This is a genomic window from Paenibacillus sp. MDMC362, assembly GCF_003269305.1.
Classification (GTDB): Bacteria; Bacillota; Bacilli; order Paenibacillales; family Paenibacillaceae; genus Paenibacillus_AQ.
Genome location: NZ_QLYT01000024.1, coordinates 19,171 through 42,991 on the forward strand (window position 1 = coordinate 19,171; position 23,821 = coordinate 42,991).

General features: G+C 48.5%; 27 protein-coding genes. All 27 read left to right on the forward strand.

Annotation, left to right across the window (positions count from 1 at the left end; genetic code table 11):
* Nucleotides 1-347 precede the first annotated feature (347 nt).
* The 27 genes from flgB to DP091_RS12650 all read left to right on the forward strand — a co-directional run bounded on the left by flgB (nt 348) and on the right by DP091_RS12650 (nt 23,816).
* Nucleotides 348-755 carry a flagellar basal body rod protein FlgB gene (gene flgB / locus DP091_RS12520; protein WP_113058627.1) on the forward strand — a complete coding sequence of 136 codons (408 nt, stop codon included), beginning with the start codon at nt 348-350 and terminating at the stop codon, nt 753-755.
* Between the two features lie 5 nt (nt 756-760).
* Nucleotides 761-1,210, forward strand: coding sequence for a flagellar basal body rod protein FlgC (flgC, locus tag DP091_RS12525; RefSeq protein WP_113058628.1), 450 nt, complete (start codon nt 761-763; stop codon nt 1,208-1,210).
* Between the two features lie 45 nt (nt 1,211-1,255).
* Nucleotides 1,256-1,564, forward strand: a complete 309-nt coding sequence (fliE, locus tag DP091_RS12530) for a flagellar hook-basal body complex protein FliE (protein ID WP_076324995.1) — start codon at nt 1,256-1,258, stop codon at nt 1,562-1,564.
* 34 nt (nt 1,565-1,598) lie between these two features.
* Complete coding sequence (fliF, locus tag DP091_RS12535; RefSeq protein WP_113058629.1) at nt 1,599-3,179, forward strand: flagellar basal-body MS-ring/collar protein FliF; 1,581 nt, start codon at nt 1,599-1,601, stop codon at nt 3,177-3,179.
* An 11-nt stretch (nt 3,180-3,190) separates the two neighbouring features.
* A complete protein-coding gene (gene fliG, locus DP091_RS12540; RefSeq protein WP_071220479.1) occupies nt 3,191-4,207 on the forward strand; it encodes a flagellar motor switch protein FliG in 1,017 nt (338 codons plus the stop codon).
* Nucleotides 4,200-5,054: a FliH/SctL family protein gene (locus DP091_RS12545; RefSeq protein ID WP_113058630.1), complete on the forward strand. Its 855-nt coding sequence runs from the start codon at nt 4,200-4,202 to the stop codon at nt 5,052-5,054. The genes fliG and DP091_RS12545 overlap by 8 nt, the downstream gene beginning before the upstream one ends.
* A complete protein-coding gene (fliI, locus tag DP091_RS12550; RefSeq protein WP_113058631.1) occupies nt 5,038-6,357 on the forward strand; it encodes a flagellar protein export ATPase FliI in 1,320 nt (439 codons plus the stop codon). The genes DP091_RS12545 and fliI overlap by 17 nt, the downstream gene beginning before the upstream one ends.
* Before the next feature lie 9 nt (nt 6,358-6,366).
* The gene (gene fliJ, locus DP091_RS12555) at nt 6,367-6,810 is read left to right on the forward strand and encodes a flagellar export protein FliJ (RefSeq protein ID WP_100538075.1); all 444 of its coding nucleotides are present in this window, start codon (nt 6,367-6,369) and stop codon (nt 6,808-6,810) included.
* Between the two features lie 39 nt (nt 6,811-6,849).
* Nucleotides 6,850-7,782: a MotE family protein gene (locus DP091_RS12560; protein ID WP_181469792.1), complete on the forward strand. Its 933-nt coding sequence runs from the start codon at nt 6,850-6,852 to the stop codon at nt 7,780-7,782.
* A gap of 47 nt (nt 7,783-7,829) precedes the next feature.
* Entirely contained in the window at nt 7,830-9,173 is a 1,344-nt protein-coding gene (locus DP091_RS12565) for a flagellar hook-length control protein FliK (protein ID WP_113058633.1), read from the forward strand.
* A 20-nt stretch (nt 9,174-9,193) separates the two neighbouring features.
* Nucleotides 9,194-9,847, forward strand: coding sequence for a flagellar hook capping FlgD N-terminal domain-containing protein (locus DP091_RS12570; RefSeq protein WP_113058634.1), 654 nt, complete (start codon nt 9,194-9,196; stop codon nt 9,845-9,847).
* Nucleotides 9,844-10,230 (forward strand): TIGR02530 family flagellar biosynthesis protein, encoded by a 387-nt coding sequence (locus tag DP091_RS12575; RefSeq protein WP_113058635.1) that lies wholly within the window; start codon nt 9,844-9,846, stop codon nt 10,228-10,230. The genes DP091_RS12570 and DP091_RS12575 overlap by 4 nt, the downstream gene beginning before the upstream one ends.
* Before the next feature lie 74 nt (nt 10,231-10,304).
* Nucleotides 10,305-11,129, forward strand: coding sequence for a flagellar basal body rod protein FlgG (gene flgG, locus DP091_RS12580; protein ID WP_113058636.1), 825 nt, complete (start codon nt 10,305-10,307; stop codon nt 11,127-11,129).
* 51 nt (nt 11,130-11,180) lie between these two features.
* Nucleotides 11,181-11,405: a flagellar FlbD family protein gene (locus DP091_RS12585; protein ID WP_009594749.1), complete on the forward strand. Its 225-nt coding sequence runs from the start codon at nt 11,181-11,183 to the stop codon at nt 11,403-11,405.
* Nucleotides 11,402-11,866 carry a flagellar basal body-associated FliL family protein gene (locus tag DP091_RS12590; RefSeq protein ID WP_113058637.1) on the forward strand — a complete coding sequence of 155 codons (465 nt, stop codon included), beginning with the start codon at nt 11,402-11,404 and terminating at the stop codon, nt 11,864-11,866. Before DP091_RS12585 ends, DP091_RS12590 begins: the two co-directional genes overlap by 4 nt.
* 35 nt (nt 11,867-11,901) lie before the next feature.
* Nucleotides 11,902-12,900 (forward strand): flagellar motor switch protein FliM, encoded by a 999-nt coding sequence (gene fliM / locus DP091_RS12595; protein ID WP_071220088.1) that lies wholly within the window; start codon nt 11,902-11,904, stop codon nt 12,898-12,900.
* Nucleotides 12,890-14,152: a flagellar motor switch phosphatase FliY gene (fliY, locus tag DP091_RS12600; RefSeq protein WP_113058638.1), complete on the forward strand. Its 1,263-nt coding sequence runs from the start codon at nt 12,890-12,892 to the stop codon at nt 14,150-14,152. The genes fliM and fliY overlap by 11 nt, the downstream gene beginning before the upstream one ends.
* A gap of 29 nt (nt 14,153-14,181) precedes the next feature.
* The gene (locus DP091_RS12605) at nt 14,182-14,547 is read left to right on the forward strand and encodes a response regulator (protein ID WP_006211317.1); all 366 of its coding nucleotides are present in this window, start codon (nt 14,182-14,184) and stop codon (nt 14,545-14,547) included.
* Nucleotides 14,548-14,558: 11 nt separating this feature from the next.
* The gene (locus tag DP091_RS12610; protein WP_113058639.1) at nt 14,559-15,083 is read left to right on the forward strand and encodes a FliO/MopB family protein; all 525 of its coding nucleotides are present in this window, start codon (nt 14,559-14,561) and stop codon (nt 15,081-15,083) included.
* The gene (gene fliP, locus DP091_RS12615) at nt 15,080-15,832 is read left to right on the forward strand and encodes a flagellar type III secretion system pore protein FliP (RefSeq protein WP_076324981.1); all 753 of its coding nucleotides are present in this window, start codon (nt 15,080-15,082) and stop codon (nt 15,830-15,832) included. The genes DP091_RS12610 and fliP overlap by 4 nt, the downstream gene beginning before the upstream one ends.
* Nucleotides 15,833-15,871: 39 nt before the next feature.
* Complete coding sequence (gene fliQ / locus DP091_RS12620; protein ID WP_071220092.1) at nt 15,872-16,141, forward strand: flagellar biosynthesis protein FliQ; 270 nt, start codon at nt 15,872-15,874, stop codon at nt 16,139-16,141.
* Between the two features lie 11 nt (nt 16,142-16,152).
* A complete protein-coding gene (gene fliR, locus DP091_RS12625) occupies nt 16,153-16,941 on the forward strand; it encodes a flagellar biosynthetic protein FliR (RefSeq protein WP_113058640.1) in 789 nt (262 codons plus the stop codon).
* Nucleotides 16,942-16,961: 20 nt separating this feature from the next.
* Complete coding sequence (gene flhB, locus DP091_RS12630) at nt 16,962-18,050, forward strand: flagellar biosynthesis protein FlhB (RefSeq protein ID WP_113058641.1); 1,089 nt, start codon at nt 16,962-16,964, stop codon at nt 18,048-18,050.
* A gap of 24 nt (nt 18,051-18,074) precedes the next feature.
* On the forward strand, nt 18,075-20,108 hold the full coding sequence (gene flhA / locus DP091_RS12635; protein ID WP_113058642.1) for a flagellar biosynthesis protein FlhA: 2,034 nt from the start codon (nt 18,075-18,077) through the stop codon (nt 20,106-20,108).
* Nucleotides 20,105-21,553: a flagellar biosynthesis GTPase FlhF gene (gene flhF, locus DP091_RS12640; protein WP_113058643.1), complete on the forward strand. Its 1,449-nt coding sequence runs from the start codon at nt 20,105-20,107 to the stop codon at nt 21,551-21,553. The genes flhA and flhF overlap by 4 nt, the downstream gene beginning before the upstream one ends.
* Nucleotides 21,550-22,440 carry a MinD/ParA family protein gene (locus DP091_RS12645; RefSeq protein WP_113058644.1) on the forward strand — a complete coding sequence of 297 codons (891 nt, stop codon included), beginning with the start codon at nt 21,550-21,552 and terminating at the stop codon, nt 22,438-22,440. The genes flhF and DP091_RS12645 overlap by 4 nt, the downstream gene beginning before the upstream one ends.
* Before the next feature lie 38 nt (nt 22,441-22,478).
* Entirely contained in the window at nt 22,479-23,816 is a 1,338-nt protein-coding gene (locus tag DP091_RS12650) for a protein-glutamate methylesterase/protein-glutamine glutaminase (protein ID WP_113058645.1), read from the forward strand.
* The last annotated feature ends 5 nt before the right edge of the window (nt 23,817-23,821 follow it).

Below are 23,821 nucleotides of genomic sequence, written 5' to 3' on the forward strand. Positions count from 1 at the left end.
GGGACGGATTTCGTAATTTTCTGTGAATTTTATGGTCCCTATCAGGTCCTACTCTTCGGGAAAAATCGCTTAAATTTTACAGATTTAGTGGTACGATTTGCAATAATATAGAAAAAAACCGGATAAAAATGAACACAAAGCCCTTCTTTTTGGTAAAAGATAGGGCTTTTTTCTTATTGTAAAAAGTCCCAATCTTTAAGAAACTTAATTTATGTGACATCATGTTGTCTTTTTCTACTTAAGACCTAGGTTAGTTCATACGGATTATATGTTTTGTCGAAAAAAGAGGATTTAGCTAGGAAGAGTGGAATACCTTTCTGCAAAGTCCAGTCAGGAGGAATGAGCTAGTGAATCTGTTGAATAATAGTTCTTTTCAACGGCTTCAAAGCGGTTTGGATGCAGCTAATCTCAGAAACAATGTGATTGCAAACAACATCGCCAACGTGGATACTCCTCATTTTAAGAGATCCGAGGTATCCTTTGAGAGTCTTCTGAAAAAAGAAATGGATGGGGCCCAGTTGTCATTACAAGGCAAAAGAACAGATCCCAGGCATTTTGTCATTGGTTCAACCGGGGGGATTCCTGAGGCTTCGGTCATGAAGGATGGCAGCAGCTCCATGAATAACAACCAGAATAATGTCGATGCAGACAGAGAAATGTCGCTGCTTGCGGAGAATCAGCTCCGTTATAATTCATACATACAAGCTGTAAATGAGCAGATTCGAATGATGCGTACAGCTATTGAAGGGAGATAGTGTTCATGAATATTAGCAATAGCTTCGGTATTAATGCATCAGCTCTAACAGCACAACGGCTTCGAATGGATGTCATCTCCTCCAACATAGCCAATGCGGAAACCACTCGCGCGCGAATCGAGAACGGCCAAGCCGTTCCGTATCGTCGAAAAACGGTTGTGTTACAACCGCAGCAGGAATCATTTGAAGGGCTTCTTAGAGCTCAAATGGATGGTCAGAATGCGGGACAAGGGGTAAAGGTTGCGCAGGTACGGGAAGATCAAACCCCGCTGAAACAGGTATATAACCCTACACATCCTGATGCGAATGCGGAAGGCTATGTCTTTATGCCTAACGTGGACATTACGAAGGAAATGGTGGATATGTTAGCAGCTACCCGTTCGTACGAAGCTAACGTCACGGCGATCAATGCTTCGAAAGCGATGATTATGAAGGCGTTGGAGATCGGTAGATAACAAGTGAAAAATACATAAGCCCATATTGTAGGAGGAGAGAGAGAAATGATTCAAAATGCAATGTTCAGTGTTCAGGGCGTGCAGCCGCTTCAACTGCAGGAGCAAGTGAAAAATGGTGCGACTCCATCCGAATCGATTCGCGATTTTGGCTCTTACCTGAATGAAGCCCTGAACTCTGTCGCAGCACAGGAACAAAATGCACATGTCATGAGCGATAAATTAATGATTGGACAAGTAAACGTAGATCAGGCGATGATATCCGCCCAACAGGCTCTGTTGAGCATTCAGCTCACAACACAGGTCCGAAACAAAGTGGTAGAAGCCTATCAAGAGATCATGCGCACGCAAATCTAAATGTTTCTAGCAAAGTTTCGGATGGGGTGACAATGTGAACGAGAGAATTACCCAGTATCGGGAGAGAATGACCCAGTATTGGAACCAATTCAGCAACAAACAAAAAATAATGTTAATCGCTACAATAGCATTTGTTTTGATTGCTCTAATCGTACTAACGATGCAGTTCTCCAAGACGAAGTACGAAGTAGCATTCCGGGATCTGAATTCCAGCGACGCCGCAGGAATCATCAGCCACCTGGAGACCCAAGGGATTTCCTACAAGCTGAGCGAGGATGGCAGAAGCATCCTGGTACCGAGTACGAGCGCAGCCAAAGTCCAGATTGACGTAGGGTCGCAAGGACTTGTACAGAATGGTACGATCGGATTCGAAACCTTCGAGAAGAACGCATCAGCCATCGGGATGACAGATAACGAATTCGAAGTGAAGTATGTAAATGCACTGAATGGCGAAGTAGAACGACTGCTTGAGAAGATGCAGGGCGTCCAGGATGCAACGGTATTGTTGAATTTGCCAAAAGAGAGTGTATTTGCAAAGAACGGAAACGAAGATCAAGCCAGCGCTTCCGTAGTTGTGCAATTCAAACCGGGCTATCGGCCTAACCAAGAAGTCATTGACGGGTATTATAACCTCGTGAAGACGGCCATTCCGAACTTACCGGTTGAGAACATTACAATCACCAATGACGAGGTCGAGCTGCTCGCAACAGCTAAAGGCGGCCAAGGCGGATTAATCGGCAAGGTGGAAGAAAACTTCGCGCTTCAGAAAAAATTCGAAAGCGACGTTAGGCAAAATGTTCAGCAGTTTCTCTCGCAATACATGGGATCGAATAAAGTCAATGTTCTGGTCGCTTCCAAACTGAACTTTGACCAGGTGCAGAGCAAGGAAAACATCGTAACCCCTGTTGATGAAGAAGAAATGAAGGGGATTGAGCTCAGTGTTCAGGAGATCCAGAAGAACTATTCGGGAACCAGTAGTCCAACCGGCGGAGTGGCCGGAGTAGGCGAAGAAGCTGTTCCGGGATATCCAAGCGATTCTGGAAGCGGGGAAACGAACTCGGAAGAGCTCTCCAAAACCGTTAACTATGAAGTTAACCGGATTACGAAGGATATCATAGCAAGTCCATATACTGTTAAAGATTTAACCATTAATGTCTCGGTTGAACCACCTGCCGGTCAGCAAACGTTGGATGACACGACAAGAACGGCAATACAAAACATTCTGGTTAATATCGTGCGAGCATCGCTCTCGGATACAGGCTCTACTTATACAGACGCTGATTTGTCCAAAAAAGTTTCGGTTATTTCACAGGTATTTAATGTAAATGCGGATGAAAATCCGAAAACCGTTCTTTCACAGCCTGTATTATGGGGGATTGGCATCGCTGCGCTGGCGTTAATTGCTGGAGGAACCTACTTCATAATCCACAGACGCAGAAAACAGCAGGAAGAATTTGAAGAAGACATTCAGCTTCCGCCAGTTACGGAATTCCCATCGATTAATCTCGAAAGTATAACCAATGAAAGCCAGGTTCGTAAGCAGCTCGAAACCTTGGCGAAGAAGAAGCCAGATGAATTCGTGAATTTACTTCGCACATGGCTAGCTGAGGAATAGAGGTGGAAGCATTGGCTAAGGGAAATAACCAAATGTTAAGCGGACGTCAAAAAGCGGCTATACTGCTCATTACACTTGGCCCGGAAGTGTCTGCTCAAATATTTAAGCATCTTCGAGATGAAGAAATTGAACAATTGACACTGGAGATTGCGAATGTTCGTAAAGTCGACAGTGATGAAAAAGATAGCATTATTCAGGAATTCCATCAAATTTGCCTGGCTCAGGAATACATCTCGCAAGGCGGTATTAATTACGCTAAAGAGATTTTGGAGAAGGCGCTTGGACAGCAAAAAGCGATGGAAGTGATCAACAGACTGACGGCAACGCTTCAAGTAAGACCGTTTGACTTTGCCCGCAAAGCGGACCCAAGCCAAATTCTGAACTTTATCCAGAACGAAAATGCACAGACCATTGCACTCGTCTTGTCGTATCTTCAATACGAGCAGGCATCCGCGATCCTATCTTCGCTTCCGCAAGAGAAGCAGGCCGAAGTAGCGCGTAGGGTTGCGGTCATGGACAGTACTTCACCAGAAGTCATCGCCCAGGTGGAACGCGTGCTGGAACAGAAGCTGTCGGCGACGGTTACCCAGGATTACACGAGTGCGGGCGGCATTGAATCCATCGTTCAAATTCTGAACGGTGTGGATCGCGGTACGGAACGAACGATCCTCGATTCCCTGGAAATTCAGGATCCCGAGCTCGCCGAAGAGATCAAGAAGCGGATGTTCGTATTCGAGGATATCGTCAACGTGGACAACCGTTCGATCCAGCGTATTATCCGCGATGTTGAGAACGCCGATCTTCAGCTTGCACTCAAGGTGGCAAGCGAAGAAGTGCGGGACGTCATTTTCCGCAACATGTCCAAGCGTATGGCCGAAACCTTCCGCGAAGAGATGGAATACATGGGACCGGTGCGGCTGCGTGATGTGGAGGAAGCTCAGACTCGGATTGTAAGCACGATCCGAAGACTCGAAGAAGCGGGCGAGGTCATTATTGCCCGTGGCGGAGGAGATGACATCATTGTCTAACTTGATCAAATCGTCCCACTATAAACCGATGGATGTGTTGAAAGAGTTGGATCTTGCTCGTCGTTACGCTTCGCCAACCGAGGAAACGGTAGCGGAATATACTCCGCCGACTGCCGAGCCGGCTGTCGTACAAACACTGGCTGAAGCCGAACGATTAAAGCATGAGATGCTGAAGGATGCTCAGGAGTTTGCCGAACGACAAATCCGCGAAGCTTCGGAAGAGGCGGAACGGCTGCTGGCCGAAGCGCAGCAGCAGATTGAAGCGTGGTGGACCGACAGAAGGCTTCAGGACGAGGATTTGTCCGAAACGCTGAAGATGGAAGGCTTTAATCAAGGATATGCCGAGGGCTCTGCCAAGGCAGAGCTTGAAATGAAGGAATTGATGGAGCAAGCGACATTACAGGCGAGCGAATTGCTTCAGCTTGCCCATCAAGCCAAGGATGATCTAATTCAGGAAGCGGAGCCTTTTTTGGTGGAGCTCAGCTGCAGCATAGCGGAGAAAGTACTGGATCGTCAGCTTACGATTGAACCTGATTTCACGCTGGAGCTGATTCGAAAGAATCTGGCACGCAAGCGGGAAAAAGGAGTCATTTCCCTCTGCGTAGCTCCTGAACAATTCGAATTTGTATACGCGGCACGGGAAGAGCTCGGATTATCGATCGATTCTCAGGCAGAACTTCAAATTTTGCCGGATTCGACGGTTAAGGATCGCGGCTGCGTGATCAGGTCTTCTTTCGGAAGCGTAGATGCCCGGATCGATACACAGCTATCCGAGATCAAAAAAGAGCTCGTGCGGTTCGCTCTTGATGACGAGGAACGGAGAAATCAAGATGAAGAAGCTGAATAGCGCGCGGTACATGGATCATCTGATACATCTGGACCCCGTACGCATCAACGGCAAGGTCACACAAGTTATCGGATTGATGGTGGAGTCCGAAGGACCGGATGCGAGCATCGGCGATGTTTGCTATATCTATCCCACGAAGCAAACCAAGCCGCTCAAGGCGGAGGTCGTGGGTTTCAGAGACAATAAGGTGCTGCTGATGCCTCTCGGCGAGCTTCACTCCATTGGTCCAGGCTGTGACGTAGTCGGTACAGGCAAACCGCTGAGCGTGCAGGTAGGATCGGAACTGCTTGGCAAAGTGCTTGACGGATTGGGACAACCGCTGGACGGATCTATCATTCCGGCTCGCATGCCGCACTATTCAACCCATAACGTCCCGCAGAACCCGCTTAATAGGCCGAGGGTTCAGGAGCCGATCAGCATCGGCGTCCGCGCGATTGACGGATTGCTCTCCATCGGCAAAGGCCAGCGGGTCGGTATATTCGCCGGATCCGGTGTCGGGAAGAGCACCCTGATGGGAATGATCGCCCGTAACACTTCTGCCGATGTCAATGTCATTGCCTTGATCGGGGAACGTGGACGCGAGGTGCTGGATTTCATAGAACGGGATTTGGGTCCCGAAGGGTTAAAACGGTCTGTCGTCATTGTTGCGACCTCGGATCAACCGGCACTCATTCGCATTAAAGGGGCCTTGATTGCAACAACGATCGCCGAATATTTCAGGGATCGCGGCTTGAATGTGATGCTGATGATGGATTCCGTTACCCGCTATGCGATGGCGCAGCGAGAAGTAGGACTAGCCGTAGGAGAGCCGCCGGCCATGCGCGGTTATACTCCGTCTGTATTTGCCAGTCTGCCGAAACTTCTGGAACGCGCAGGCACTGGACCAACAGGCTCGATTACAGCCTTTTACACGGTGTTGGTAGATGGTGATGATATGAACGAACCGATCGCGGATGCGGTTAGGGGCATACTCGATGGTCACATCGTTCTAAACCGGAATATCGCAAACAAGGGGCATTTTCCGGCAATCGATGTACTGGCCAGCATTAGCCGGGTGATGAAAGATATATCCCCAGAGGAACAAATCGAAGCTTCCGAGAACGTAAAGCGGCTGATGGCGATATATAAGGACTCGGAGGATTTGATCAATATCGGGGCGTATCAACAGGGCTCGAATGCCAATATCGATGAATCGATTGAATATATCGGGCGAATATGGGATTTCACGAAGCAAAAAGTGAATGAGAAGACAACATTGAATGAGGTTCAGGAACGTTTGATTTCCGAGTTTTCAAGGAGATGACTTTGAAGAATGAAATTTCATTATGCATTCCAGAAAATCGTAGACCTGAAAAGCAACGAGAAAACGCAAGCCGAATGGATGCTGTCAAGCGCCATCGGGAAGCTGCAGGCGGAAGAGAAAAGTCTGAATGAGCTGTATGAGATGCGGGATCAAATGTACCACGCTCAGCAGGAAGCGGCATCGCGGTGCGTGCCGGTTGCTGAGATCCGAAACATTCAGGTATATGCAGAGCATTTGGAAGAATGCATTGAACGTAAGAGGGATGACATACGGATCGCTCATGTCAATGTAACGAAGAAACAAAAGGTATTGTCCGACAAGATGCTAGACGAAAAAGTGTGGCTGAAAGCAAGAGATAAATCCCAAGAAAAGTTCCGGCATGAAAGTCTCCTTCGGGAACAAAACGAGCTGGACGAGATGGCGACGGTACGTTTTGCGATCAAAGCCCGATAAGGTTTGCAAACACCGAAGGGTTATGACCGCGAAGGAGGAATGAGAGTGGCACGAAAAGACATGCCGCTTGATAAGGAAGAATCAGGCGGAGGATTTGAACGGATACTGTTGATTTTGGTACCTGCTATATTCACGATTGTACTGCTCGGAGCGCTTGCCGTATTTTTTCGAGCCGATGTGCGAGATGGACTAATCGATGTAGCCAATAAAATTCCGGTCGTCAAGAACTGGGTCCCTGATCCGGTGCTGACCCCGGAAGAGCAGAAACTTAAAGAAGCGAAGCAGCAGGAAGAAAGCGCGGAAGCAACGATTGTTGAACTTAAGAAGCAGCTTGCCGAACGCGAGGAAACATTAAATGAAGTAACGGAGCAAAAAGCAGCGCAGGAAAACAAGGTGAAAGAGCTAGAAACCCAAATTGATTCCATGCAAAGTACATCCACAAGCGGTGAGACCGAAGAGGAAGATGCGTATACCAAGCAAATTCGCGAACTGTCCAAGCTCTACGCCGACATGAGTCCAAGCAAAGCGGCACCGATCATGCAAAACCTTACGCTGGAAGAAATGGTGCTTATGCTTAGTCAGATGAAAAGCAGCAACCGGGTTGCCATTCTACAAAAAATGGATCCGAAAACGGCTGCGGATGCAACTATGATGCTTAAAGATGCCGAGACTTCTGAAGATTTGGCTATCGCGGCTCTGCAATCCAGGCTGAAGAAGAATGAAACGGAGGCGGACCAGAAGAAGACATCCGACAATCTGGATAAAAACCAGTTGAATCAAACCTTTGCCGGAATGACACCCGCCAACGCTGCCGAACTACTGATGCAAACATATAAGATCAGCCCTGCTAAGACCATGACCATTCTAAATACGGTGGACGATGCTACTCGTTCACGGATTTTAAATGCGATGTCCTCGAAAGATGCAGAGCTGGCAGCAAAGATATTGAATCGCCTGATGGGCTCTAAATAAGCTCTGAAATGAATCTCCATCCCTAGGAAAGGAGGTGAAATAAGACGATGACAATAACGGTACAAAACATGTCTTCTTCCGTAAGCAGTCCCTCGGGAAGCGGAAAGGCAAACGCGGCGGGTCAAACGACAGCGGGTGTTTCCTTTGATGCGACACTGGCTAACCAGATGAATAGCAGCGGGAACAACGCCTCCACAACATCGACGGAAGTCGCTGCTAAGCTGGAGTCCTTGCTAACGCAGTATTCTTCGGAAACCGATGCATCGCTTGAAGGCTTGATGGAATTGCTTCAAGGTTTGCTGCAGGAGCTCGACACCATGGACCAGGCATTGATGGAGGATCCTTCCCTATTGCAAGAGCTGCAGAACTGGCTCACGCAAGCGAATGTTATGTTGAGCGGAGCTGCTCCTCAATCACAAGAAAACACGGATGGGTATGAGATGTCTCCATTGGCTTCCAGACCGGAAACCATTCGATTCGCGGTACAGGATACGATCAGCCAGCTGGCATCGATGCTTTCCAAATCAGGTCAGGCGGATTTAAATACTGAAGCTGCTGTAAAACAGCTTGTCCAATCTTTCCATGGTTTGCTTGGTCAAGGTGCTGGGACCGGCGAGAGTAAAGCAAGCGGCAGCTTTGATCATATCCTTGGCCAAAAGCATCCGGATGCCGCTCAGCCTACCGTATCCACGAATACTTCTGGACAGTCGGCTTCATCTCAAACAACGGGACAGGCGAATGCTAAGTGGTCATCGCTGACGACGAGCACCCAAGTAGAGGGTACAGCATCTGAGTTCGTGATGAACGAAGGAGATTCGCTGATGGAGCAAGGAACGGTCACTGCCGGTCAGCTAGCCCTGCGTTCAGGAACGCAAGTTGCAGTAAAACCTGCAGCTCCGCCGGTGCCTGTTGAGAATTTCTCAAATGAAATGACTTCTTTCATTATCAATAAGCTTGAAATCGTGAAACAAACCGGTTTTACGGAAGCGAGAATTTCCTTAAATCCGGAACATTTGGGTCAAGTAGATATCAAACTTACGATGCAGAATGGTCAATTAATCGCGCAGTTCATGACAAGGTCGACAGATGCTAAAGAGCTGATTGACCAGCAAATGGCACAGCTTCGCAGCGCATTGATTGCACAAGGACTGCAGGTCGAGAAAATTGAAGTAACACAGAGCAGCCAGCCTTCCAATGCGAATCTTTATCAAGACGGCCGTCAGCCCGGATCAGGCCAGCAGCAGTCACAGCATCGCTCGAAGGAGAAGGACAGACCATCTGATGATGCCGTGCTGGCAGCAAATCTGACAGAAGAACTAAACGATTGGATTGCTGAGCACCAAGCCGACGATGAACGGGTACAAGCAGGAACATTTACCGCTAAAGCCTAACAGTGAGGAGGTGAACTTGGATGGCAACAAATCCGGTATCTACGAATAATATGTGGCCCAATTACGCTAAAGGGAATGTCGGCAGTAAAAGCGGGAATGGCCAGGAGCTTGGAAAGGATCAGTTCTTGAGCATCCTGATTACGCAATTAAGGCATCAGGATCCGCTTCAGCCAATGCAGGACCGGGAGTTTATTGCCCAAATGGCCCAGTTTACTTCCCTGGAGCAGCTGATGAATATCAATACTCAATTAACGGCAATGAGTCAGTCTTTGGGTGCTGCTTCGAGTTTGATCGGTAAACAGATCAGCTGGATGTTCAAGCCGGAGGATGGTTCGGAGTCCGTCATGAAGGGCGGTATCGTAGATTCTATCATGGTTCGTGAAGGCGTACATTATGCCAAAGTTGGCGACAGTGAAGTATCGCTTGATCAGATCGTGAAAATCGAGAATGCCGTAACCGAGAATGATCCAGAAGCATTGATTTCTGGTCCTGCGGTACCTGACGCAAATAATCGAGGTCCGATTGACCCTGACACAACGAATCCGGGTCCTTCCGTGCCCGACACAAGCAGTTCAGGTCCGACGGATCCCGAAACAACAAATCCCGATCCGACTGCTCCTGAGACCGGAGATCCCGGGCAAGGGGGAGAAGAGCCTGGGGGAACAGGGCCATGAGTGACCGCATGATGATAGGGCATTTATACCCTGGGAAAATACATCCCGCGGCACTTCATAATGAGCGTAAAACGCAAGCTCACACTAATCCGCCCGCCGGGACGTTTCAGGAACTTTTAAATGAGAATCTGCTTAAAATCAGCAATCATGCGGCGAAGAGACTTCAGCAGCGCGGCATTGAATTAAAGGGTGATCAGCTTGCGCAGATCCAGAGCGCGGTGGATAAAGCTGCCGCGAAGGGGAGCAAGGAGTCACTCATTCTGATGAAGGATATGGCTCTCATTGTGAATATTCCCAATCGGACCGTAGTTACTGCAATGGATGGCAACGCGATGAAGGATAACGTATTTACGCAAATTGATAGTGCAGTAATTATTTCATAAATCTGGCTGGCCCGTGAGGAAGCCAGGCGACCGCTGATCGACCGAAGCGGTCCATAACAAAAGGAGGAAAATCGATGTTAAGATCCATGTATTCCGGTATTTCCGGAATGAGAGGTTTCCAAACCAAGCTTGATGTCATTGGTAATAACATTGCCAACGTAAACACGGTTGGGTTTAAAGCGGGACGTGTGATGTTTAAAGATATCCTCAGCCAAACGATGTCCGGTGTTACGCCGGGAACCGATGATCCTACAGGTGGTGTAAACGCGAAGCAGATCGGTCTTGGTGTATCGATCGGTTCGATTGATACATTGCATACACCAGGTAGCGCAATGACAACGAATAATCCGACGGACCTGAGAATTGACGGAGACGGATTTTTCATGGTAAAGCTTAGCGAGGATCAGGACATGGCTTTCTTGACCCGTGCAGGCGATTTTCATGTAGACGTGGCGCGTAACCTGGTTACCTCGGACGGTATGCTTGTTCTCGATTCGAATGGGGATCCTATCCAATTGGACGATGAAGTAACGGCATTCACGATAGCGCAGAATGGCGCTATCATTCAGAAGATGAGTGACGGGACGACGGAAGAGGGAGCCATTATCGGCGTTGCGAAAATTCCGAATCCGGAAGGTCTGGAAAAAATCGGCGGTAATTTGTATCGCGTAACTCTGAATGCAATCCCGGACGGCGACTTGGATGCCGTAAGGTTTGAAGGGAACAACGCTGAGGAAGGCACCGGGGCTATTATTTCTGGACAGCTCGAAATGTCCAACGTTGACTTGACAGGTGAATTTTCGGAAATGATCGTTGCTCAGCGTGGCTTCCAAGCCAACTCTCGGATTATCACAACTTCGGACGAAGTGCTTCAAGAAGTTGTCAATCTGAAACGATAAGGATGGATAGGGAGGGGCAATCCCCTCCCTGATTAAACAAGGAGGCTGTCCATGATATCGGTAACGAGGTTAAATGGTTCGCAGCTGTGGCTTAACGCGCTGTTGATAGAAATGGTTGAGGAGACTCCTGACACCTACATTACTTTGATTAATGGAAAACGCATGATTGTGCTTGAAAGTGCAAATGAAATCATCGCTTCCGTTAAGGCGTATCATCACGAGGTAGGCATTCATCAAGCTACCATTAAAGTGCAGCAATTGGAGGAACCTTCATGAAAAAGATGCTCCCCTGGTTAATTACGATCCTGTTATCCATTACGCTGATTGTTCTGGCGATCTTCCTATTGTCGGATAAATTACTTGGCGATAACGGTAAAAGTCAGGCTTCAGCCAATGCAGCGGCTTTACCCAAGTATTCTGCCGATGAGATCGTGGCGATGACATCGGAAATCGCCGGGATCAAGACGAATTTAGCCGATCCAAACTATATCGCGCAGATGTCCTTTGCATTCCAGCTGAATGACAAAAAAGCAAAGGAAGAATTCGAGAAAATCAAGAATATCAAGATTAAACCGATTATTATCAAGACGTTGGCCGATACGAAGCCCGAATTGCTTAATGATTCGAAGGGGCGCGAACAATTTAACGCTAAGCTGGTGAATCTGGTTAATAAGTCGTTAACGTCTGGACGTTTAATTCAAATTGAAATGACAGATGTTATCGTCACTGAAATCTAGACTGTTCGTTGGACGACCTGTAAGGGGGTGAGTAGATGGTTGATGTTTTATCGCAGAATGAGATCGACGCCTTATTGGCCGCTCTCTCTTCAGGGGAAATGGATGCTGAAGAACTGAAAAAAGAGGAAACGCAAAAGAAAATTCGTTCTTATGATTTTAAGAGGGCACTCCGGTTTTCCAAGGATCATATTCGGAGCTTGACCCGCATTCACGAGAACTTTGCACGATATTTGACCACGTATTTCTCGGCGCAATTACGTACTTTTGTGCAAATCAACGTGGTGCAGGTTGAACAGCTTCCATATGATGAATTCATTCGCTCCATACCCAAAATGACAGTTCTTAATATATTCGAGGCGGAACCGCTTGTCGGGCGCATGGTGCTCGAGGTCCATCCAAACATTGCTTACGCGATGCTGGACCGTTTGCTGGGAGGAACAGGCATTGCTCCTACTTCCATCAGCTCGATGACCGAAATCGAGACGATCATCATGGAACGCATTTTCAGCCGGGCATTCGACAGTCTGCAGGAAGCATGGAAAACGGTGCTGGACATCTCACCGCGGCTTGAAGCATTGGAAACGAATCCGCAATTTATGCAGATCGTTTCTCCAAACGAAACCATTGCGCTAATTTCCCTTAGCACCAAAATCGGAGATACCACGGGGATGATTAATCTGTGTATCCCGCACGTGGTGCTGGAACCGATCATGTCCAAGCTATCGGCGCATCAATGGTTTATCTCGGAGAAAAAAGCGAGTGTTCCAGAGGAAGTCGATGCTCTTAAGCAGCGTGTAAGTAAGGCCAAGCTTCCGATTGTTGCCGAGCTGGGCGTTTCGCAGCTTACGGTGTCCGAATTTTTAGGACTGAGCGTCGGCGACGTCATCTCATTAAACAAGCCGATGCATGATGGTCTTTCCATTAAGGTTGGGGACAGATTAAAGTTTATTGGCAGCCCTGGAACGATAAAAGACCGGGTTGCTGTACAAATCGATGAAATTGTCATCGAAGGAGCTGAAGAATTTGACGAGTAAAGACTATTTATCCCAGGAAGAAATCGACGCTTTGTTAAAACAGTCGGAAATGGCATCACCAGCATCAATTCCTTCGGCGGCGACTGTCGATGATGTATTAACACCTTTAGAGCAGGACGCGCTCGGCGAGATTGGTAACATTACCTTTGGCAGTGCTGCAACCGCTCTGTCTACCTTGCTGGGCAAGAAAGTGGATATCACAACACCCAAAGTGTCGATCATCAAGCGAAGCGAGTTTGAGGAAGAATTTCCGAAGCCGCATGTAGCGGTACATGTTACTTATGTGGATGGATTTGAAGGAATTAACTCTCTGGTCATTAAAACACGCGATGCTCAGGTCATTGCCGATCTGATGTTAGGCGGGGAAGGCAACCCCGTGGAAGAGGAACTAAACGAGATTCATATCAGTGCCGTTCAGGAAGCGATGAACCAGATGATGGGCTCTTCCGCAACGAGCATGTCGACGATTTTTAACCGGTTTGTCAATATATCGCCGCCAGGCATTGACATTCTGAACATGGAAAAAGGAGAAGGGGTTAACAACCTTCCGCCGGACGAAACACTGATTAAGATTTCATTCCGAATAATTATCGGTGACCTTATTGATTCAACCATTATGCAGCTGCTTCCCGTTCATTTTTCCAAGGATATGGTTCACATGCTTATCAACGGAACGGAAGAGCCTCAGCCTGCGGCGAAGCAGGAAGCCGCACCAGCGGTGGAAGCACCTGTCAGTACCCAGGAACCGGCTCAAGCACCTGCTAACCCTGTGAATGGCAATGATATGGGCCAAGGATACGACTACGGGCAAGGCTACAGCCAGCCAATGCAGGGACAGGGAGGGCCGATCCCGCAATCCATGCCATATGGACAGCCGCAGATGCCTTACCAAGCGCAGCCGCAACAGTACGGCGGTATGCCGAATCGCAATGTGAATGTACAGCCCGTACAGTTCGCTAATCTGCAATCTGCGCCGTACACCCAGGTGGATGAAAACAATCTGAACTTACTGATGGACATTCCCCTTAAAGTCACCGTAGAATTAGGGAGGACTCAAAAGCAAATTAAGGATATCCTGGAAATGTCGCAAGGTTCGATCATCGAGCTGGACAAGCTTGCCGGTGAGCCTGTAGACATCCTTGTCAATCACAAACTGATTGCCAAAGGCGAGGTCGTTGTCATCGATGAGAACTTTGGTGTACGCGTGACGGATATCGTGAGCCAATGGGACCGGATTCAAAAATTACAATAGCACAAACATTTTAGGGAGGATTTTTATCAATGGCTAACCGAATTCTGATTGTGGACGATGCTGCATTTATGAGAATGATGATCCGTGACATATTGGTCAAAAACGGATTCGAGGTTGTGGGAGAAGCACAGGACGGTGCGCAAGCAATCGAGAAATTTAAAGAACTTCGTCCAGATCTGATTACGATGGATATTACGATGCCGGAAATGGATGGTATCGCCGCGCTGAAAGAGATTAAAAAAGTCGATGCGAATGCAAAAGTGATTATGTGCTCTGCCATGGGCCAACAAGCGATGGTTATTGATGCGATCCAAGCTGGAGCCAAGGACTTTATCGTAAAACCGTTCCAATCGGACAGAGTCATTGAAGCCATCAATAAGACGCTTGGCGTATAAGGATTCTTCTTATGATGATGGCAGCTTCTGATGGATTAGGCTCAAGTAGTACTACCGGGTATTATTTACAGTTGTTTTATGTCTTTATCGTACTTGCCATCATCGTTGCGTTGATCGTGTTCCTGATTCGCTTTCTCAGCAGAAAGAATCAGAGCTGGATGCAGGGCCGCTCCATTCGTACTTTGGGTGCGGTTGGGATGGGCCCTAACAAATCCCTCCAGCTCGTCGAAATTGGGGGCAGCATCTATGTGATCGGAGTTGGCGAAGACGTCCGGTTGGTGGACAAAATTTCTGATCCAGCTGAAGTTGCGCTTATCCAGGCTGCATTTGAACAGGATTCTGGAATACATAATGGGGCACTGCCGCCTTTTATAACGAAACTGGCGGCAAAACTCCGTAAAGACAAACCACCGGAAGAAATGGAATTGGACGATGCATCTTCTTTCCATGAAGTGTTCGAGTCCAAGCTGCGCAGCGTACCGAACCGGAAAGAAAAGGTCGAAGAATTGCTGCGGGAGGATCATAAAGATTCATGAATAAAAAGATCTCGTACGCTATCGCGATTTTCATATTGTTTGGATTTCTGTTTTCCCATACGGCATTTGCGGATCCGATTCCAAACATCGATATTCAAATCGGCAATGAAGGAGACACACCGGGGACAAGCTCCTTGTCCTTGATACTCCTGATTACCATACTTAGCATTGCACCGGCGATACTGGTGCTGATGACTAGTTTTACAAGGATTGTTATCGTGCTTGGTTTTGTCCGTACTTCACTCGGCACACAGCAAACACCGCCAAACCAAGTGTTGATCGGCCTGGCTCTGTTTCTTACCTTATTCGTAATGGCTCCGACGTTGTCTTCGATGAATGATGTAGCGCTGCAGCCCTATCTGAAAGGTGAGATCACCCAAGCGGAAGCGCTGGATAAGGCTCAAGATCCTATGAAGAAGTTCATGTTCGCGCACACACGAGAAAAGGATCTATTGTTGTTCATGAATTACACAGGCGCAGAGAAACCCGAATCTTACGAGGATATCCCATTAACGGTTTTGGTACCGGCATTTGCCATAAGTGAGCTGAAGACGGGCTTTCAGATGGGCTTTATGATCTTCATTCCGTTTCTGGTCATCGATATCGTGGTTGCCAGCGTGCTGATGGCGATGGGTATGATGATGCTGCCGCCGGTTATGATTTCGCTGCCATTCAAGATTTTGCTCTTCGTTTTGGTAGACGGCTGGTATTTGGTAGTGAAATCCATGCTGATGAGCTTTAACACGTAGCAATAAGCGGCAAGTAATTCGAATACAGGGGGACTCGCCGTGAGCGCTGAATTTATTATCGGTCTGGCAGGACAAGCGGTTTATATTGTGCTCCAGGTGAGCGCACCGATGCTGGTTCTCGCACTGGTTGTCGGACTTATCATCAGTATTTTTCAAGCGACAACACAAATCCAGGAACAGACGCTGGCTTTCGTACCAAAAATTATTATCGTTCTTATATCATTACTGCTGTTTGGCCCTTGGATATTAACGACGTTAGTGGATTTTACCCACGGTATTTTGGACAATCTCTACAAATATATCGGATAGGCTGAGTGTCCATGGAATGGTTGCAGCAAAGTTTACCTGTTTTCATGCTTATTTTTTGTCGAATAACAGCTTTTTTTGTAATAACGCCAGTGTTTACTTCACGCGGCATACCTCCTTCTTACAAAATAGGCCTTTCGGCTATCATTACCCTGATCGTATATTTTTCGTTCGGGCTCGGAGAAGCGGTTCCGCAAGATCTGTCTTACGTCATATTGATTGTCCAGGAAGTATTGGTGGGACTGCTGCTTGGTTTCACTGCTTATCTTATTATGGCCGTCGTCCAAACGGCAGGCGCATTAATTGACATTCAGATCGGCTTTAGCATGGCTAATGTCATCGATCCTTTTACAGGGACGTCTACCCCATTAATCGGTAACTTCAAATATTATCTTGCATTACTGGTATTCCTGAGCATGAATGGCCACCATTATCTGCTGGACGCGATTATGTACAGCTATGATTGGATTCCGATTACGGGTGATGTGTTTGGGAAGATTCATGACGGCAATGTGACGGATTTTCTCGTACGGACATTCTCGCACTCTTTTGTATTGGCACTTCAAATGGCCGCTCCGCTGGTAGCAGCCCTGTTCCTGACCGATGTCGGGCTTGGCTTTCTGGCAAGGACGGCACCGCAGTTCAATGTGTTTGTTATCGGGATTATCATCAAAATCATCTTTGGACTCGTGCTGCTGATGCTGCTCATGCCCATGCTGGTGTCCCTATTTGATCATCTGTTTGCCAAAATGTTTGAAGCACTCCGGCAGCTACTCGGCGTTCTTGGCGACGGGCCGACTTAAGGAGGATGGAGGTGAAGCGGATGTCATACCGGTATCCGGTCGACTTACAGTTGTTCGCTGGCGAAAAGACGGAGAAAGCCACACCGAAGAAACGTCAGGATACACGTAAGAAAGGCCAAGTTGCCAAAAGTATGGAGGTATCGGGTGCATCGGTTTTGCTGGCCGCATTCTTTTGCTTGTTAATTTTCGGCGGGTATATGAGGGACCGCACCGTTCGACTGTTTACCGACATTTATATTAATCGGCTCTCCATGGATGTAACGAAAGACAATGTGATGCATTTATTCGGGGAGTATGGAGTTCAAATCTTGCTTCTGCTGGCTCCGTTGTTTATCTCGGTGTTCGTTGTTGCGCTGATCACCAATTACTTGCAGGTCGGGTTTATGCTGACGGGCGAGACTTTGAAAATGAAGTTCAGTAAAATCGATCCCATCAAGGGGTTCAAGAACATATTCTCGATGCGTTCCTTGGTCGAGTTTTTGAAATCGGTCATTAAACTGACCATCATCGGCTACCTCGTGTACACCACCTTGTGGGCTGCCAGGGAAGGATTATCGTCCTTGTCGACGATGGGCCCCGACACCATTTTTCATTTCGTGGCGGATATCACCATGTCGCTGGGTTTTAAGATTGCCATCGGACTGATCATTCTGGCCGTTTTGGATTACATGTATCAGAAATATGATTACGAAAAGAACATTCGAATGTCCAAACAGGACATCAAAGACGAGTACAAGAAGATGGAGGGCGATCCGCTGATTAAAGGAAAGATCAGGGAACGCCAGCGTCGGATGGCACTGCAGCGGATGATGCAGGAAGTCCCGAATGCCGACGTTATCATCACGAACCCAACCCACTTTGCAGTGGCGATCAAATATGACGGGTCCATGATGGAAGCTCCGCAGATCATTGCGAAGGGTCAGGATTTCATGGCCTTGCGGATTAAAGAAATAGCGAAGGAACACGGAATTATAACGATGGAAAACAAGCCGCTGGCACGCGCTTTGTACCAACGGTCGGAAATCGGGGATTCGATTCCGGGAGACCTGTTCCAGGCCGTAGCGGAAGTGCTGGCCTATGTATATAAACTAAAAGGTAAAGTGAAATAACTTGGGACCGGAGGCGTCATTGCAGTGAAAATAAAAGATCTATCTGTCCTTGCGGGTGTCATTGGCATCGTACTCATGATGATTCTTCCGATCCCGGTATGGCTGCTCGATGTACTCCTGATAATCAATATCTCGCTGGCTCTTATTATCCTGTTGGTGGCAATGAATACGAAGGAAGCCTTGGATTTCTCCATCTTTCCTTCCTTATTGCTCATCACGACACTGTTTCGTGTAGCGCTTAACATTTCGACAACGAAGCTGATCCTGTCGGAAGCTAATGCGGGCGAGGTTGTAGCCACGTTCGGTAAGTGGATAGCGAATGGCGAAATTGCGGTTGGATTCATCGTCTTTTTGATCCTCGTTGTCGTACAGTTCATCGTCATTACCAAAGGCTCGGAGCGGGTAGCAGAGGTTGCGGCAAGATTTACGCTCGATGCGATGCCTGGTAAACAGATGAGTATCGATGCGGATCTGAACGCAGGTTTGATCAATGAGCAGCAAGCCAGGGAGCGGAGAAGAAAAATCGAGCGGGAAGCCGACTTTTACGGGGCTATGGATGGTGCAAGTAAATTCGTAAAAGGTGACGCCATCGCTACGATTGTCATCATGCTGATCAACTTGATCGGCGGATTTATCATCGGGATCTCGATTCACGGAATGTCATTCGGAGACGCGATGAGCACATACTCCATCCTGACGATCGGGGACGGATTGGTCAGTCAGATTCCGGCGCTTTTGATTTCCACTGCAGCGGGGCTGATTGTTACAAGAGCTTCTTCCGAAGGGAATCTGGCGGAGGATCTGACAGGGCAGCTCTTCTCATACCCTCATCTATTGTACATTGTTTCAGGTACCGTTCTGTTGCTAGGTATATTCACACCCATTCACCTGATTACGACTGCGCCGATTGCGCTCATCTTATTTATTGCGGCACGGAGGATGCAGAACAATCTGGATCGCAAGCAGGTCGAGGTGGAGCAGATGGAGGAGGAACAACAAATCGAAGAGGTTCGAAGTCCGGAAAGCGTGATCAACCTGCTTCAGGTTGATCCGATCGAATTCGAATTCGGGTATGGGTTGATTCCGCTAGCGGATGCGCAGCAGGGTGGAGATTTATTGGACCGGATCATTATGATTCGGAGACAATGCGCACTTGAGCTGGGACTTGTCGTACCGGTTATCCGAATTCGCGACAATATTCAACTAAAACCGAATGAATATGTCATAAAAATAAAAGGGAATGCTGTCGGCGGCGGTGAATTATTATTAAATCACTACCTCGCCATGAGCCCTGGGTATGAGGATGAATCCGTAACGGGGATCGAAACGACCGAACCGGCCTTCGGGCTCCCTGCGCTTTGGATAGATGAAGCCATGAAAGAGCGGGCGGATCTTGCCGGATATACCGTAGTCGATCCACCGTCCGTTGTGGCTACCCATTTGACCGAGTTGATCAAGAGACATGCCCATGAGCTGATTGGACGACAGGAGACCAAGGCATTGGTTGATAACATCAGAGAAAGCTATCCGGTCCTTGTGGACGAGCTCATTCCTTCCGTGTTGACCATTGGAGAGGTGCAGAAGGTGTTGGCTAAGCTGCTCCGAGAAAAAATCTCGATCCGGGACATGGTCACGATTCTCGAGACCCTTGCGGATTACGGACATTACTCCAAGGATCCCGATGTCCTTACCGAATATGTAAGACAAGCTCTCTCCCGGCAGATCACCCAGCAATATGCTCAAGAGGGAGAGGCTATGCGGGTCATCACGGTTGGACCACAGCTTGAGAAGAAGATCGCCGAAAGCGTCCAGCAGAGCGACCAAGGAAGCTATCTTGCCATGGACCCGGCATCGACACAGAGCGTGTTTCAGAAGCTCAGTGAACAGGTTAACCGGATCATTCAGATGGGGCAGCAGCCTGTTCTGCTTACCTCGCCGGCCATAAGAATGTATTTAAGGCAGGTTATTGAACGAAGCATGCAGGATATTCCCGTGTTGTCTTATAGTGAGCTGGAGCCGAACGTCGAAATTCAAAGTGTCGGAGTGGTGAACTTATGAGAGTGAAGAGGTATATCGTCGACACGATGCCTGAGGCGATGCAGCACATTCGTACGGATTTGGGTGCGGACGCTGTCATATTGAGTACGAAGGAAACCAAGGTAGGCGGATTCCTGGGTATGTTTACCCGCAAGAAGATCGAGGTGATCGCGGCGGTAGAGCAAGCGGAGAAATCCAAGGGCTCTGCCCCGGTGAAGTCCAAAGTTACGCCTGCCGTACCTTCTGGTGCCGTACCCAAGGCCTATCAACGAACGGCTGAAATTTCGAAGCCTGGTTCACAAGCCTCAACGAGTTCCGTGAATAACACGGTTACAGCCTCCGGCATACAGCAGGAGGATGACTATAGTCGTTTTGCTGAGATTCTTAGCCAGGTTGCTGCTTCAGAGGAGGCCGTTAACAGGCATAAGGTTGAAGTGGGTCATGTGCAACAGCCTGCAGCAGCTGCACAAGCCTCGATGCGAAGCGATCAAGCGGAAACGGCTGCATCTGTTGAACCAGTGAAGTCTGTTACGTCATCTCGTGGAGGACAGCAGGAGCCATTAAGTTCCCGTTTGGGAATTAGCGAGTCCGAACAAAGAGTCCTTGAAGAGCTTAAGGAAATGAAGGAATGGATTGCGCGATTGTCCAGGCAAAACCTCGAAGCGCAGCAGCTTCCCGAGCCGCTGCATTTCATTCGGGACCAGCTGCTTAAGCAGGATCTTTCGGCCAAGCTGACGGAAGAGTGGCTCACTGCCGCTGAAGAAGCCTGGAAAGCCAGTCATATGCAGATGAGCGAGGCCGAGTTCCAGAACGTGATCCACAAGCAAGCCGAGGCGTTCCTTGAGGGGCGTATTGGCGGCGGAGTTCAGCCCGAGACCCGGATTGTATATATTGCCGGACCGACAGGGGTCGGCAAGACAACCACGATCGCGAAGATCGCTGCGGAGCAGCTGTTCCGTAACCAACGCAAGGTAGGTTTTATCACTTCCGATACGTATCGGATTTCTGCTGTTGAACAGCTGCGCACCTACGCATCCATTCTCAATGTGCCGATGGAAGTCGTGCAATCGCCTGGTGATATGCAGCGAGCCCTTCAGAAGCTGCAGGATTGTGATTTGGTGTTGATGGATACAGCAGGCCGGAACTATCGGAACGAGCTGCTCGTTTCCGAGCTTCAAAGCCTGTTCTCCCATTCAGATCAAAGCGAAACCTATCTTGTGCTCAGCCTGACCTCCAAGAGCAGCGATATGATCGAAATCGCGGATCATTTCAGCAAATACGAACTCGATAAGGTCATCTTCACGAAGATGGATGAGACCGGCAGCTACGGCTCCTTATTTAATCTGATTGATGCCCATAACCTTCGCTTGTCCTATATGACCAATGGTCAAAATGTGCCGGATGATCTGTTGATGGCCGACAGCGATCGGTTATGCCATCTGCTGCTGGGAGAGATTCGCACATGACGGATCAAGCTCAATCGCTCCGCCAGCTGGTTTCTTCTCAGCAATCAGGGAACAGCGTTAAACCTACAACCCCAAGAACCGCGAAGATTATTACGGTCAGCAGCGGTAAAGGCGGGGTTGGGAAATCCAATTTCACACTGAATTTTGCGCTGGCTTTACAATCGATGGGCAAAAAGGTATTGGTGTTTGATGCCGACATCGGGATGGCAAACATTGACGTTTTAATGGGCGTGAGCTCTCGGTACAGCTTGTATCATCTCATTCGCCGGGAGAAGAGCATTGAAGAAGTAATTCAACAGGGACCGGACAAGCTTCCTTACATTGCCGGAGGTTCCGGTTTGGCTGACATGATGTCCCTGTCTGAAGAGGAAATGAATTATTTTATTTCACAGATTGAAATTATTTCCTCGGAAATGGACTATATCATTTTTGACACGGGAGCTGGATTGTCCAAGGAAAATATGAGGTTTATTACTTCTGCTGATGAATGCCTAGTCGTCACGACGCCGGAACCGACGTCCATCACAGATGCCTATGCGTTAATCAAGGTGGTGCACGGCACGGAATGCCAGGTTCCGTTCAGCCTGATTGTCAATCGTGTGGGAGATGAAGAGGAGGCGCGGGAAGCAGCGGGCAAAATTATTTTGACGGCCCAGCGTTTCCTGGATATCGACATCAAGCTGCTTGGTTCGATTGCCGATGATACGCATGTTGTCCAGGCGGTTAAGCGGCAGGTCCCCTTTACAACAGCGTATCCGCGATGTGACGCCTCCAGCGATATCAGACGGATCGCGCTTCGCTACATGACCGTCCCTGCTGCCACAGAGCCTGAAGCTCCGAAGGGAATCAAAGGATTTATGCATCGGTGGCTTAAACGTACGAAATGATTCTTTGCTTGGATTAATGGAAACTGAGGTGGACAACTATGAAGCCTTTTCGTGTGCTCGTCGTTGACGATTCCGCATTTATGAGGAAAATCTTTTCCGATTTCATCGAGCGTGACCCATCTTTTCAAGTTGTTGGAACAGCTGACAACGGGCTTGATGCCGTTCGGAAAGTAAAGGAATTGAATCCGGATGTCATTACACTGGATGTAGAAATGCCGGAAATGAATGGTCTTGATGCTCTGAAGCTGATTATGGAATCAGGCCCCCGCCCGGTCATTATGTTGTCGGGCATTAATGAGCAAGGCATGAAAGAGACCATCCTTGCCCTTGAGGCAGGAGCATTTGATTTTATACGAAAGCCTTCCATTTCTAATGCGCTTGATATTGAGCAGGTGCGTTCAGAACTAATGAAGCAACTGAATGCGGCAATGCAGGCTAAACAGCGGAGGGCATTGTGGGAAGAAGAAGAGCAGAGACGACGGAGTGCGGACAAAACGGTTCCTCTTTCGCCAAAGCCTTCTGACAAAACGCTGATCAAGAAGCCGCAGGTGAACGAGAAGAGAACGACGGTCCGCCAGACTGACCAACGGAGCAAACGAAAGGAAGAGCCCCGTATCCCGCCATCTCGAACCGTGGAAAAGAGGGTATCTACTGCGGCGGAAGGAGCAGAGCGCGCTGGATCAGGGCGGATACAAGCAGAACGCAAGCCTGTTGCGGACTTTGTTCCAGCCGCGCCTCCAGAGAACGAGAGTCGTCTGCTCCGTGAAGCGAAAATACCGCAATTAACGGAATTGACGGATTTGGTTGCGGTGGGGTGTTCGACCGGCGGGCCAAGAGCATTAAAGGCTTTTCTCCAGCCCATTCCCGGTAACTTCCGTGCCCCGATTGTCATCGTCCAACATATGCCGCCGAGTTTTACCAAATCGCTTGCACAGCGCCTGAATTCATTCAGCCAGTTGGAGGTCATGGAAGCTGAACAAGGGATGGTATTGGAACCGGGCAAAGCCTACATTGCTCCGGGAGGCAGCCATATGAGGGTTTGCCGCTCGAACAGCGGCGCTTACCAAATCAGGATCAGTGAGGATGAGACACGCAACGGTCACCGTCCATCTGTAGATGTGCTGTTCGAATCCTTGCTGCCATTGACCATGATCAAGCGTCATGCGGTACTGATGACCGGCATGGGAAGCGATGGAGCAAGAATGATGAAGAAGCTTTACGATACAGGGGTGACATCCACCTACGCGGAAAGCGAGCAAACCTGCGTCGTATACGGGATGCCCAGATCAGCGGTTGAGCTCGGATGCGTAAGCCATGTTCTGCCACTACATGATATCGCACCTAGAATGGTTCAAGCTGTAAATAACGGAAAGTGAACTTG